Origin of the sequence: Methylobacterium sp. 77, assembly GCF_000372825.1 — a bacterium.
GTDB lineage: Bacteria > Pseudomonadota > Alphaproteobacteria > Rhizobiales > Beijerinckiaceae > Methylobacterium.
Genome location: NZ_KB910516.1, coordinates 2,588,432 through 2,601,951 on the forward strand (window position 1 = coordinate 2,588,432; position 13,520 = coordinate 2,601,951).

General features: G+C 63.1%; 12 protein-coding genes. 2 read left to right on the forward strand and 10 right to left on the reverse strand.

All coding sequences use genetic code 11. The annotated features are described in order from the left end of the window. Positions 1-21 precede the first annotated feature (21 nt). The gene (locus A3OK_RS0112270; protein WP_019905170.1) at positions 22-1,002 is read left to right on the forward strand and encodes a substrate-binding domain-containing protein; all 981 of its coding nucleotides are present in this window, start codon (positions 22-24) and stop codon (positions 1,000-1,002) included. Positions 1,003-1,068: 66 nt separating this feature from the next. On the opposite strand, the gene A3OK_RS0112275 is transcribed toward A3OK_RS0112270, so the two are convergent. From A3OK_RS0112275 to A3OK_RS0112310, 8 genes are all read right to left on the reverse strand, one after another. Next, a complete protein-coding gene (locus A3OK_RS0112275) occupies positions 1,069-1,797 on the reverse strand; it encodes an amino acid ABC transporter ATP-binding protein (protein WP_196805484.1) in 729 nt (242 codons plus the stop codon). A 53-nt stretch (positions 1,798-1,850) separates the two neighbouring features. Continuing rightward, entirely contained in the window at positions 1,851-2,543 is a 693-nt protein-coding gene (locus tag A3OK_RS0112280) for an ABC transporter permease subunit (protein ID WP_019905172.1), read from the reverse strand. Between the two features lie 57 nt (positions 2,544-2,600). Next, positions 2,601-3,323 (reverse strand): amino acid ABC transporter permease, encoded by a 723-nt coding sequence (locus A3OK_RS0112285; RefSeq protein WP_019905173.1) that lies wholly within the window; start codon positions 3,321-3,323, stop codon positions 2,601-2,603. A gap of 28 nt (positions 3,324-3,351) precedes the next feature. Then, a complete protein-coding gene (locus tag A3OK_RS0112290) occupies positions 3,352-4,290 on the reverse strand; it encodes an amino acid ABC transporter substrate-binding protein (protein WP_019905174.1) in 939 nt (312 codons plus the stop codon). Between the two features lie 363 nt (positions 4,291-4,653). After that, positions 4,654-6,261: a porin gene (locus tag A3OK_RS0112295; RefSeq protein WP_019905175.1), complete on the reverse strand. Its 1,608-nt coding sequence runs from the start codon at positions 6,259-6,261 to the stop codon at positions 4,654-4,656. A 464-nt stretch (positions 6,262-6,725) separates the two neighbouring features. Further along, positions 6,726-8,231, reverse strand: coding sequence for an aspartate ammonia-lyase (locus tag A3OK_RS0112300; protein ID WP_019905176.1), 1,506 nt, complete (start codon positions 8,229-8,231; stop codon positions 6,726-6,728). Positions 8,232-8,329: 98 nt separating this feature from the next. Further along, positions 8,330-9,223: an amino acid ABC transporter substrate-binding protein gene (locus A3OK_RS0112305; protein ID WP_245259351.1), complete on the reverse strand. Its 894-nt coding sequence runs from the start codon at positions 9,221-9,223 to the stop codon at positions 8,330-8,332. Positions 9,224-9,289: 66 nt separating this feature from the next. Beyond that, on the reverse strand, positions 9,290-10,567 hold the full coding sequence (locus A3OK_RS0112310; RefSeq protein ID WP_019905178.1) for a dicarboxylate/amino acid:cation symporter: 1,278 nt from the start codon (positions 10,565-10,567) through the stop codon (positions 9,290-9,292). A 94-nt stretch (positions 10,568-10,661) separates the two neighbouring features. Between A3OK_RS0112310 and A3OK_RS24015 the strand changes: the two genes are divergently transcribed. Continuing rightward, positions 10,662-10,805 carry a hypothetical protein gene (locus tag A3OK_RS24015; protein ID WP_019905179.1) on the forward strand — a complete coding sequence of 48 codons (144 nt, stop codon included), beginning with the start codon at positions 10,662-10,664 and terminating at the stop codon, positions 10,803-10,805. A gap of 91 nt (positions 10,806-10,896) precedes the next feature. Here A3OK_RS24015 and eda read toward each other — a convergent pair whose 3' ends face one another. Both eda and edd read right to left on the reverse strand, forming a co-directional pair. Then, positions 10,897-11,514: a bifunctional 4-hydroxy-2-oxoglutarate aldolase/2-dehydro-3-deoxy-phosphogluconate aldolase gene (eda, locus tag A3OK_RS0112320; protein ID WP_019905180.1), complete on the reverse strand. Its 618-nt coding sequence runs from the start codon at positions 11,512-11,514 to the stop codon at positions 10,897-10,899. Between the two features lie 105 nt (positions 11,515-11,619). Continuing rightward, on the reverse strand, positions 11,620-13,443 hold the full coding sequence (edd, locus tag A3OK_RS0112325) for a phosphogluconate dehydratase (protein WP_019905181.1): 1,824 nt from the start codon (positions 13,441-13,443) through the stop codon (positions 11,620-11,622). Between the last annotated feature and the right edge of the window lie 77 nt (positions 13,444-13,520).

The window sequence follows — 13,520 nt, forward strand, 5'->3', positions numbered from 1 at the left end:
TCAATAGGAAACCGGTTGCCTATGAAGGTCGACCTCGCATTGGGCGGCACCATCCGTGTCGGGGAGCGAGAGATCGCATTCGGGCCGACCCTGGCCCTTCTCGACGCCGTCGCCGCCGAGGGCTCGCTGCGGGGGGCGGCAGGGCGACTGAGCTTATCCTACCGCTCCACCTGGGGGCGCTTCTCCGCCCTGGAAGAGACGCTCGGGCGATCCATCATCCGCAAAACAAAAGGACACGGCACCGTCCTGACGTCCTATGGCACGGCTTTTCACCAAACGCTCGGCATGGCATCACGGGCGTGCGACGGCGTCATCGGGCGGGAAGAGCGGTCTCTGGAAGCGGCTCTGTCCGCGTTGACGGGTATGGCGACTGTCCCGTTGAGATTGGCGATCAGTCACGATTCCGTCCTCCTCGAAGCCCTGAGCGAGATCGGCGGCGTCGGGATGTCGATCGCGGGAAGCATGAATGCCCTCGCACAATTGGCAAACGGCCAAGTCGACGGGGCAGGATTCCATTTCGGCGCGTCCATTCCAGCGCCTGGTTCGGCCTTCGCCGACGTCCTTGCCGATCCGGCTCTGCTCACGCGCCCGGTCCTGCGCCGCGAGCAGGGTTTGATGATCGCAAAAGACAATCCATTCGCCATCGCCGGCATTGCGGACCTCGCCTCTAGCGGCATCCGCTTCGTCAACCGGCAGCAGGGAGCAGGCACGCGAATCTGGTTCGACCGGTTATGCGACGAAGCCGGCGTCAGCGGTGGCGACATCCACGGCTATGAGACCGAAGAATTCACCCATCAGGCCGTCGCCGCTCTGATCGCGTCAGGCGCCGCCGATGTCGGGATGGGAACACGCGCGATCGCGGAGCGCTTCGGCCTCCACTACGTGCCGCTCGGTGAGGAAACCTACTTCCTCGCGGTTCGCGCCTCCATCGGGGCGGAACGGCTGGAGGCCATCACAACTGCCATTCGCAGACGGGCGAAGTCGACGCCCGGCTATTCGTAGGACCCAAAAAAGCGAACCGAGCAGACCGGCGAAAGCTCCATGATGCCCTCGCCGGAATGCCTAAAATCAGTGAGCCAGGATCTTCGAGAGGAAGGTCTGCGCACGCTCCGAGCGCGGCTTGTCGAAGAAATCGTCCTTGGTGGCGTCTTCGACGATCTCACCGCGATCCATGAAGACGACGCGGTTGGCGACTTTTCGGGCAAAGCCCATCTCGTGGGTGACGACCATCATCGTCATGCCCTCGCGGGCAAGCTCGATCATCACGTCGAGGACTTCGCCGACCATCTCGGGATCGAGAGCCGACGTCGGCTCGTCGAACAGCATGACGATGGGATTCATCGACAGGGCGCGAGCGATGGCCACGCGCTGTTGCTGACCACCGGACAGTTGGCCCGGATACTTGTGCGAATGCGCCGACAAGCCGACCCGCCCGAGGAGCTTGAGTCCGCGGTCATGCGCGTCGTCCTTCGATCGGCCGAGGACCTTGCACTGACCGAGCATCAAATTATCGATGATCGACAGGTGTGGGAAGAGCTCGAAATGCTGGAACACCATGCCGACGCGGGCGCGCAACTTGGGGAGGTTCGTGCCCTTGGCCTGAACGCCGATCCCGTCGACGGTGATGGCACCCTTCTGGATCGGCTCCAGGGCGTTGACGGTCTTGATCAGCGTGGATTTGCCGGAACCGGACGGACCACAGACGACGACGACCTCGCCCTTGGTGACTTGCGTCGTGCAACCATTGAGAACCTGGACCGGTCCATACCACTTGCTGATGTTGTCGATGGCGATCATCGGTTTGGCCGAAGCTTGGGGATCGATGGCGGACATGGCGGATCCTCGAAAGCTTAGCGGATGATGGCGACGCGGCGCTGCAGACGCCGGACGAGGGTCGAAGCGGTGATGCAGATCACCAGGTAAACGGCCGCGGCGAACAGATACATCTCGACGAGGCGGCCATCACGCTGGGCCACCTTGGAGGCGGCGCCGAGGAAGTCGGTGAGCGAGATGACATAGACCAACGACGTGTCCTGGAAGAGCACGATGGTCTGCGTCAGCAGCAGTGGCAGCATGTTGCGGAAGGCCTGGGGCAGGATCACCGTCCGCATGGTCTGCCCATAGGTCAGGCCGATGGCCTGGGCCGCGGACGTCTGCCCCTTCGGAATGGCCTGAATGCCGGCGCGCATGATCTCGGAGAAAAACGCCGCCTCGAAGAGGGTGAAGGTGACGAGGGCCGAGGTGAAGGCACCGACCGAGATCGGCCGCGATGCACCTGTCATCCACTGGCCGATATAGGGAACCAGGAAGTAGAACCAGAAGATCACCAGCACGAGCGGCAGCGATCTCATGAAATTGACGTAGGTTTTGGCAGGGAGCGCCAGGATGGCGATTCCGGAGAGGCGCATCATCGCGATGATGGTGCCGAGGATGATCCCCCCCGAAGCCGCGAGGGCGGTGAGCGTCAGCGTGAACACCATTCCCGTCCCGAACAGGTACGGCAAGGATGAGAGGACGACCCCGAAGTCGAAATCCGTGAACATCGGTCCTCTAGTCCAGTCTGACGGGCGCGAAGGATTTGGAGACGGGACGCGCCGACATCAGCGCGATCCCGGCACGGTGATGCGGGTTTCGAGTCTGCTCGACAGCGTGACCACGATCAGGCTGATGCCGAGATAGATCACCGTCGCCGCTGTGAAGGATTCGAAGACCTGCGATGAAAACTCCTGCATCGAGCGAGCCCGTGCCGTGAGTTCGAGCAGACCGATCGTGAGTGCCACCGAGGTGTTCTTGAGGTTGTTCAGGAATTCGGAGGTCAACGGTGGCAGGATCACGCGGTAGGCATTCGGCAGTAATACGTAGCGATAGGTCTGCCAGGTGGTGAGGCCGAGAGCCGTACCGGCCATCCGCTGTCCGCGAGGCAAGGTCTCGATGCCGGTGCGGACCTGTTCGGCCACGCGTGACGCCGTGAAGAAGCCGAGACAGACCACGGCGGTGTAGAACGACGCGTTGGGAAGCTGTTTCAGCCATGTACCCCAGGAGCCGGGCAGCAGCTCCGGCACCACGTAGAACCATAGAAACATCTGCACGAGCAGGGGGATGTTGCGGAACAACTCCACGTAGCTCGTGCCGACCCGTTGAGCCCCCCGGCTCGGAAGCGTGCGCAGCACACCGATGAACGAGCCGAGGGAGAAGGCGATGATCCAGGAGCAGAGCGCCGTGGCGATCGTCCAGGACAAGCCGGAGAGAAGCATGTCGGCATAGGTGCCGGTGCCTTCCGGCGACGGTTCGAAGAAGATCCGCCAGTTCCAATTGTAATTCATCGCCTGTCGTCTGCTCCGGTACGGCGGCTTAGTAGGCGGCCGGGTCGGCGCTATCGCTCGGCGAGGCGAAGGCCTTGATCATGGGCTCGCTCATGGGAAGGTTCAGGTTGATACCGCGCGGCGGGATCGGCTTCGTGAACCAAGTCTCGTAGAGTGCCTTACCCTCGGGGCTCTTGTAGAGCTTCGCCGTCGCCTCATCGACCACGGCCTTGAAGGGCGCGTCGTCCTTGCGGAGCATGATGCCGTAGGGCTCGGGCTTCGACAGAGCTTCGGTGGAGATGGCGTAGGCACCCGGGTCCTTCGAGCTGGCGGCGAGCGAGGCCAGCAGCACGTCGTCCATCACGAAGGCGGCGGCGCGGCCTGTCTCCACCATAAGGAAGGCTTCGGCGTGGTCCTTAGCCGGCAGGATCGTCAGACCCAGGCTGCGGGCGGTGTTGGCCTCGTTGATCTGGCGAATGTTCGTGGTGCCCGAGGTGGAGACGACGGTCTTGCCCTTGAGGTCCTCGATCGTGTCGAGCTTGGCCGACTTCTTCGCCACGTAGCGGGTGGCGGTGAGGAAGTGCGTGTTGGTGAAGGACACCTGCTTCTGGCGGTCGACGTTGTTGGTGGTCGATCCGCATTCGAGATCGACGGTGCCGTTCGCGATCAGCGGGATGCGGGTGGCGGAGGTCACGGGATTGAGCTTCACCTCAAGCTTGGTCAGCTTCAGGTTCGCCTTCACCGCATCGGCGATCTTCTTGCAGATTTCGAAGGCGTAGCCGACCGGCTTCTGATCGCCGTCCAGGTACGAGAATGGGACCGATGCATCGCGGTAGCCGATCGTGATCTCGCCGGTCTCCTTGATCTTCTTGAGGGTGCCGGTCAGTTCCTGAGCGCTGGCGCCGGATGCACCGAGGGGAATGCCCGCGACAAGTGCAAGAATGACCGCCGCTGACAGAGCAGCGGACCTGTGATGACCCAATTGCATGTGAAGGCTGGCTCCCAGAGGTGTTCTCGCCGATCGGTCGACCGGCTCTTGAGGCTCAACGTAGCAGCGGTCGTGCCCATCGCAATCGGTGATTTGAATTCACACCGGAGATGTCAACCGCTCAGGGGCGTTATAGCAATCGCCGTGCCGTTCGCGCGGAGGCGAAACACTTACGTGAGACAAAAGCATATCTTTGAAATCTTGTCGTTCGAGACAAGTTTTGGGCACAGCCGCCCAACGCCGAACATGAAAAAGGCCCGGCTTTTCAGCCGGACCTTTTTCGTCAGATCTTGAAGAAATCTTCAGGCTCGGAGCATTTTTACCGCGAGGGCATCGATGCTCCGGCCCGAAAGCCTTCGATGCTTAGAAGTCGCGCTGGACGCGCATACGCACCTGGTAGGTGTCGTCTGCGGTGACGGTGCGAACGGCGCCGGACGCGATGGTGGCAGCGCTGACGGTTCCGCTCGACTGGGTGCGATCCACAACACGGCCATTCTGGACGCCGACCTTGGTGTAGAAGCCCTCGACACCGATATCGAGATCCTTCACCGGCGACCAGATCAGGCTTGCGCCGGCGACGATCTGGTAGGTGTCACGCAGGACTGGGCTGACGTCGAAGGAGACCTGTCCGGGAGTGCCCGTGAACTGACCGGTCGCTCCGTTGGTCTGGAACGCTGCAGCATTGGCAGCGCGAGCACCACGGGCGAAGGACAGCTCGCCGTAGCTGCCGAACACGGCCGAACGCCACTCAGGCGACCAGTAGTGAAGGAACGAACCCACCACGGTGAAGCTGGTGGACAGCTCGATCTTGCCCGTGAAGGGGTTGAGCGTGGCGTCGGACATGAAGGGGTCGAAGGCAGCGCCGTTGATGGTGCTGGCAACGGAGGTGTAGCTGCCGTTGTAGGACGAGAAGCCGGTGTAGGAGGTCGCACCCTCACCATAGGCGCCCTGGAGGTACAGGGTATCGCCGGGAGCGATGAACGGGGTGTTGATCTTCATACCGCCCTGAACGGCCCAACCATACTCGTTGGACGGACGTTCCGTGACGGCGGCGAACCCGCCAAAGCCCGGTGCGGCAACGAGAGCCGTCGTTCCGGCGGTCGTGTTTCCGACGTTGACTTCCTTTACGGCCGCAGACAGCTGAGCCGAACCCCATGCCGCGTCGTAGCGAAGCACGCCGACGAAGTCGGGCATGCGGTTGCGCTGGGCGACGTCGAAGCTACCGAAGGTGTTGATACCCCCAGCAGTGCCGATCAGCACTGGCGACGGCGCCGTGGAGACACCAGCGCCGACCGAGTAGGTCTGCGAGTAGATCGTGTTGCGGCGGAAGGTCGGGTCTTCGAGCGAGATCGTCGCCGAGAAGCCTTCACCGAACTTAGCGCTGTAGGCCAAAAGGTTGGTGGACTGGACATCCGAGTTCAGGGTCGCACCGGCGAACTCGAAGTCGTGAGCATAGAAGTCGAAGAACGAGGAAGCGCGACCAGCGGTGAGGCCGGCGAACTGGATGAACGCCTTGTCGGTGTTCACGAACTGCTGGTCGCGACCGAACTGATCCTGACCGGTGGCGCTGAAGGCCGAGCCGATACGCTCCTGGGTGCCGGAGCGGAGGCCGCCGGTGGCGCCGGTGCGCGAAGCGAACTGGATACGGGTGAAGGCGCGCAGGGTGCCGTAAGCGGTCTGGGTGCGGGCATCGACGTTGATGCGGGCGAGACCGATATAGCCGGTCGTGTCGCCGTTGGTGCCGGAGCGGCTGTCCGTCGGCTGGTAGCCGATGTCGAGGCGGGCGCGGCCAGACAGACGGATGCAGGTATCCGTACCGGGGATGTAGAAGAAGCCGGCGCCGTAGGCGCTGCAGACGCGGACGTATTCGATCGGAACAGCCTTCTTCACGGGAAGATCGGCGGCATGCGCTCCAACGACTGACGCAAAGGCTGCGGCAGAACCGAGGAGTGAGCTCTTCAAGAGCTTCATTGATATCTCCAAAAGCTTCGAGACCCGAGGGACAGGCAACTTCAACTCGGCGATGACCGAAGTTCGTTTGCCTTTATTTGTTAGTCGGCTGGCCGTTGGTGCCCTTCCGACTCTGCCCCGGGGTTTCCCCAGTGCGTATTCACTCTGTGCGAGAGGGTTCGAACCGGCAACTCGGAATCGTGAATGCCACGGCGGTTCTGAACTGCTGTGGCGGCGCTGCAACGTTTGTCAGGCGGCAAATGATGTCGTCGGCTGGGTTGGTTGCTATTCAGCCGGCAAGCCATGAGCAGATAGGCAATGCAGCCTAGCGTGCTAGTGGAGTTAATTAGTCCCTTCGATGCAGGCTGAGCTTAGTTTTTGTGCTCCGCAACGTCGTCGAAACGTCATGAAGCACGGTGGCAGTGTCCTCAGCCGGCCTATATCGCCGTCTCGTCGACGGCCGGAGTGAGAGAAGGGGCGGTGGCTCAGGCCGACGGAGCGTTCCGCCTCACGCGGGACGGCCTTGTCATCGCCTCGAGCTCGAGAAGGTGGTCGAGTTGGCTCTGCGTCAGCAACCCTTCTTCCAGCACGATATCAGCGACCGGCCGATTCTCTGCCAATGCGCGCTGAGCGACCCTGGAACAGGCTTCATATCCCAGTGCCGGGACCAGGGCGGTCACGAGTCCGATCGAACCATGGACGAGCGAGCGGCAGCGTTCGCGGTCGGCCTCGATTCCTTCGATGCAGCGCTTGGTGAGGGTATCGACCGCGGCGGTCAGCATGCGCAGCGAGCTGAGGACGCAATATCCGATGGTCGGCTCGAAAGCGTTGAGCTGAAGCTGCCCCCCCTCGGCACAGAGGGTCACGGTGAGATCGTGGCCGATCACCAGGAAGGCCACCTGATTGACCACTTCCGGAATCACCGGGTTGACCTTGCCCGGCATGATCGAGGAGCCGGCCTGGACCGCAGGCAAACGGATTTCGCCGAACCCGGTGCGAGGTCCGCTGGAGAGAAGGCGCAGATCGTTGCAGATCTTGGAGAGTTTCACCGCCACGCGCTTGAGCACGCCCGAGAACAGGACGAACGCGCCGAGATCGGACGTCGCCTCGATCAAATTCGAGGCGAGGATCATGTGCTGCCCGGAGGTGCGTGACAGCTCCTCGACCGCCAGGGACGCGTAGCGAGGATCGGCGTTGATCCCCGTACCGATGGCGGTGGCACCGAGATTGACCTCGCGGAACAGGCCGACGATCTCGTTCAGCCTGGCGACATCCTCCTTCATCGTTGCGTGGAACCCGTCGAATTCCTGACCGAGGGTCATGGGCACCGCATCCATGAGCTGGGTGCGGCCCATCTTGAGGACGTCGGCGAACTCCACGGCCTTGCCTTTGAAGGCATAGGCGAGATCGTCGAGCGCCTTGATGAGGGGCTGGGTCGCGAAGATGACGGCCAGGCGCAGGGCGGTCGGATAGGCGTCGTTGGTGGATTGCGCCATGTTGACGTCGTCGTTGGGGTGAAGCGCCTCATAATGCCCCAGCGGGTGCCCCATCAGTTCCAGTGCGACGTTCGCGATGACCTCGTTGGCATTCATGTTTGTCGATGTGCCGGCGCCGCCCTGGATGGCATCGACCACGAAGGATTCCGCAAAGCGCGGTTCGGTGGCGACCATGGCGCAGGCGCGGTCGATGGCATCCGCCTTTTGGGCGGACAGATATCCGAGCCGCCTATTGGCGCGGGCGGCCGCCTGCTTCACCAATGCAAGGCTTCGGACGAATTCGGGAAAGTGCCCGACCGGCACGCCGGTAATGGGAAAGTTGGCGACCGCGCGCTTGGTGTGGATGCCCCAATAGGCACCGGCCGGCACCTCGCCGTAACCGAGGAGATCGTGCTCCGTCCGCGTTTGCGCGCCTTCCATCTCGACGGTTCGAACTGTCGCGATGGCGATGTTCTCGGTCGGCGCCTCGGTAGCGGTCTGCGTTTCCGTCGCCATCGGTTTCTCCTGAGCGCCGCGCTAACGGCGGGTCCGCCGAAGGCCACATGCGGCGGATGAACCGTCAAGCGCCGTGAAGGTGCAATCCTGACATCGGCTCAATCCTGAAGCCCGATGACCTGAAAGTTCGTCCTCAACTCATCCGACATCGGCACGTTCAGGCGTTCGCCATTCGGCAGTCGCTTGAGAAACCAGCGCTCGTAGATCCAGCGCAGCTCGCGCGCTTCGGCGAGGCGCTCAAACGTGGCGGTGACCAGGCTGGCGAATTGCCCGTCATCCTTGCGGAACATCAGGCCATAAGGCTCGAAGGAGAGCTTGTCGGGGAGTACGGTATAGGACGTCCCGTCCGGTCCGGCCGCTGCGATGAGACCGTAGAGGAGGACGTCATCGAGGCCCAATGCATCGGCCCGTCCGTCTTTCACCATGGCGAAGGACTCAGCATGGTCGTGGCCGGTGACGATAGTCGTGGATATGTTGAGTCGCGCCACGAGGGCGCGCAACGCCGCCTCGTTGGTGGTTCCGGCGGTGACCGCGACAGTCTTGCCGGCCAGATCGCGATAGGATGCGATCGCTGCGCCGCGTTTCACGAGCAGCTTCGTGGCGCTGAAATAGGTCACAGGCGAGAACGCCACCTGCTTGCGGCGCTCGGCATTCGCCGTGGTCGACCCGCACTCGATGTCGATCTTGCCTGACGTCACCGCGGCGATCCGGGTTTCCGAGGTCACGGGTTCATAGCGCACGGTGAGATCGTTCCGGCCGATCTCCTTGCCGATCGCGTCGACCACCTCCAGGCACAGATCGATCGCATAACCGATCGGATGCCCGGTGCCGTCCTTGAACGAGAAGGGCAACGAGTTCTCGCGATAACCGAGCGTGACGGTGCCCGACTGACCGATCTTCTGAAGGGTCCCGGTCAGAACGTCGATGGCAGCCGCCGGCGTGGGCCCCAATGCCAGGACCAGCGCTCCGGCGGCGGCCATCATGCCTTTCATGCGCATTGTCCGCTTCCCGTCCTGCCCTCTGGTTGCCGGTCGACCGCTTTTGCCCGACGGCTCCGGCTATTCGGCCGGCTCCGGAATGGAAGAAACCTCGCGGTCAAGGCTCTGGTCGGTCAATTCAAGCTGGCCCTCCCACTTCGCGACGGCGACGGTGGCGACGCTGTTCCCCAGCACGTTGGTGGCGGAGCGGCCCATATCGAGGAACTGGTCGATGCCGATGATGAGCAGCAGGCCGGCTTCCGGGATATGGAAGGTCGAGAGTGTTGCCGAGATCACCACCAGCGACGCGCGCGGCACGCCGGCCATACCCTTCGACGTCACCATCAGAAGAAGCAGCATGGTCATCTGCTGTCCGAGCGTCAGCGGGATGTTGTAGGCCTGCGCGATGAACATCACCGCGAAGGTGCAGTACATCATCGAGCCGTCGAGATTGAACGAGTATCCCATCGGAAGAACGAACGAGGTGATCTTGTTCGGCACGCCGAAGCGCTCGAGGTTCTGCAGGGTTTTTGGATAAGCCGCCTCGCTCGATGCGGTAGAGAAGGCGAGGAGGAACGGCTCCTTGATGAGGTTGAGGAGGCGCCTCATCTGGCTCCCAACGAGCAGGAAGCCGGCAAAGGCCAGGAGGCACCACAGCATCGCGAGGCTGAAGTAGAACTCCACCATGAACTTGCCGTAGGTCACCAGCACGCCGATGCCCTGCGTCGTAATCGTCGCCGCAATCGCCGCGAACACTGCCACCGGCGCGAACCCCATCACGTAACCGGTGATCTTGAGCATGACATCGGCGAGGCCCTCGATGCCTTCAGCGAGGAGCTTACCCTTCTCCCCGAGGGCGGCGAGCGCCACGCCGAAGAAGATCGAGAACACGACGATCTGGAGGATCTCGTTGTTCGCCATCGCCTCAACCGGGCTCTTCGGGACCAGATGGGTCACGAACTCCTTGAGCGAGAGCGAAGCGGCCTTGAGATTCGTGGTCGCACCGGCATCGGGCAGCGGCAGGTTCAGGGCATCGCCGGGCCGAAGGATGTTGACCATCACGAGGCCCAGCAGCAGCGAGCAGAGTGAGGCGCCGACGAACCAAAGCATCGCCTTGCCACCGACGCGGCCGACGGAGGCCGTATCGCCCATATGCGCGATGCCGACGACGAGGGTCGAGAAAACCAGAGGCGCGATGATCATCTTGATCAGACGCAGGAAGATGTCACTGATGAGGGCGATGTAGCCTGAGATTTCCTTGGACGTCTGCGGGTCCGGCCACGTCACGTTACAGAGATAGCCGACCGCGATCCCGAGAAGCATGCCGATGAAGATATAGGTCGTCAGCCTGGACTGCATCGCGTTTCCCCACCGGCAAGATCGACTTCTGATCTGCATGGCAAGACCTGCATGACGCATGCCATTGCCATCGACGTCGCATCACGAAGTTACGATGCTCAGCGATACCACCGCGACCGAGCGCCCCCGCATGCTGCAGGTGCGAACACTCGGTTCTGCTTCCGGCACGATGACCAAGCTCTCCATTATGACGATGTGTAAGGAGGCTATTCTATTTCCATTGTCGCGCAAGCGCTGATCGGATGTTCTCCCGACCGACTTCTAAAGGCCAATCTTAAAGTCGGCGCTCTTGCCGAGAGCCCCAGACTCCGATGGGGATGTCCGGTGCGTCAATGCGGCCGCAGGCCTGACGCGACCCTCGCCGCTTTGCGGATCGCTTCCGGGTGCGGCTCGCCGGCCGGAACGACCCAGCTTCCGCCGACACAGAGGACCTGGCTGATCGCGAGCCAGTCCGGCGCAGTCGCTTCGGTGATTCCACCGGTCGGGCAGAAGTGCACCTGTCCAAACGGTCCAGTGAGCGCCTTCAGCGCCTTGATCCCTCCAGCGGCCTCCGCCGGGAAGAACTTGAAGCGGTCGAGGCCATGGTCGAGGCCACGCATGATGTCGGCGGCATTGGCAACGCCTGGCAGGAAGGGGATGCCGCGATCGATCGCGGCCTTCGTGAGAGGATCGGTGAGACCGGGACTGACGATGAATTGCGCCCCGGCCTCCATCGCCGCATCGAGATCTCGTTCATTGAGGACGGTGCCGGCACCCACCACCGCACCCTCGACTTGAGCCATGATGCGGATGACCTCCAGGGCGGAGGATGTCCGCAGAGTCACCTCCAGCGCCGTGAGTCCCCCGTCGACCAACGCCATGGCGATGGCCTCGGCGTCGCTCGCCTTCTCGATCACGAGGACAGGGATTACGGGAACAGAGCGCATCAGTGCGTCGATATTCGTCATTGAGAGGCATCCTTGCGAAAGGCGGAGCATCTATCGGTCAAGGGATCGACGCGCAGAGGTCAAGCGCGCCCTCTCCCGCGCAGGAGGGGGTGAAGGGGCTATTATTTAAAGCCCCGCCGCAGCGAGCATCGCGGAAGCGCCCTGCTCGGCACCATCGGCGCCGTGCCGCATGAAGGCGAAGAGTTCACGCCCGGTCCCGAGAGCCGGCGGCGGTGCGGTGGCATCGCCCCTGGCATCCCACTCCGCCGGGTCGACGAGCGCCTGAAGCGCTCCGTCCTCGGCGCTGAGGCGGACGATGTCGCCGTCGCGCAGTTTCGCCAGCGGGCCGCCTCCGAGTGCCTCGGGGCTCAGGTGGATCGCTGCCGGCACCTTGCCGGAGGCGCCGGACATGCGGCCGTCGGTGACGAGGGCGACGCGGAATCCGCGATCCTGAAGCACGCCAAGTTGCGGCGTCAGCTTGTGAAGTTCGGGCATGCCATTGGCCTTCGGCCCTTGGAAGCGGACGACGACGACGACGTCCCGCTCCAATTCACCGGCCTTGAAGGCAGCCATGACGTCGTCCTGGTCGTCGAACACCCGTGCCGGTGCCTCGACCGTCCAGCGCGACGGATCGACGGCGCTGGTCTTGAAAGTGGCCCGGCCGAGATTGCCCTTGACCAGCCGCATTCCGCCATCCGGCTGGAAGGCGTTTGCGGGGCCGCGCAGGATGCTTTCGTCATGCGAGGCCGCGGGCGCGTCCTCGAACACCAATACGTCATCGATCAGCTTGGGGTCACGGGCATGGTCGCGCAAACGGCCGCCGGCGACGGTCAGGATATCGTCGTGCAGCAGACCGGCATCGATGAGGCTGGCGATCACATAGGACATCCCGCCGGCGGCGTGGAAGTGGTTCACGTCTCCCGAGCCATTGGGATAGACCTTGGCGACCTGTGGGATGACGGCGGAGAGCCGGTCGAAATCTTCCCAGTCGATCAGGATGCCGGCCGCCCGCGCGATCGCCGGGAGGTGGATCGCGTGGTTGGTGGAACCACCGGTGGCCAGCAATCCGATGACGGCGTTGATGATCGCCTTCTCGTCGACACAGCGGCCCAGGGGGCGGTAATCGTTGCCGGCGGCACCGATCTCGGTAAGTCGGTGAACGGCCGCGCGGGTGACGGCCTGGCGCAATTTCGTACCGGGATTGATGAAGGACGCGCCTGGCATGTGCAGGCCCATCACATCCATCATCATCTGGTTGGAATTGGCGGTGCCATAGAACGTGCAGGTTCCAGCGCCGTGATACGACGCGGATTCGGATTCGAGAAGCTCGTCGCGACCGACCTTGCCCTCTGCATAGAGCTGGCGGATGCGCTGCTTCTCCTTGTTGGCGAGGCCCGACGGCATCGGTCCGGCCGGGATCAGGATCTGCGGCAGGTGGCCGAAGCGGAGCGCGCCGATTAGCAGCCCCGGCACGATCTTGTCGCAGATGCCGAGCAGCGCCGCGCTGTCGAACATGCCGTGGCTTAGGCCCACCGCGGTGGACAGTGCGATGGTGTCCCGCGAAAACAGCGACAACTCCATGCCCCGCTGTCCTTGGGTCACGCCGTCGCACATGGCGGGGACACCGCCCGCGACCTGCGCCGTGGCACCGACCTCGCGGGCGAAGAGCTTCATCTGCTCCGGGTAGCGGCCGTAGGGCTGATGCGCGGAAAGCATGTCGTTATAGGCGGTGACGATGCCGATATTCATCGTCCGGCCGGACTTGATCGCTGGCTTGTCCTCGCCGGACGCCGCGAACCCGTGAGCGAGGTTGCCGCAATTCAGCATCGGCCGATGCACGCCGGCATCGCGTTCGCGTGCGATCAGATCGAGATAGGCGCGCCGGCTCGCCTTCGAGCGCGCCACCACGCGCTCGGTCACGGCGGCGACTTCGGGGTGAAGCTCGGTCATGGCAGATCCTTCCCTCGCTGATGCGAAGCCGCCTGCTGTCAGGAACGTAGAGGGCTCGTCTCGCAGGCGATAGATCG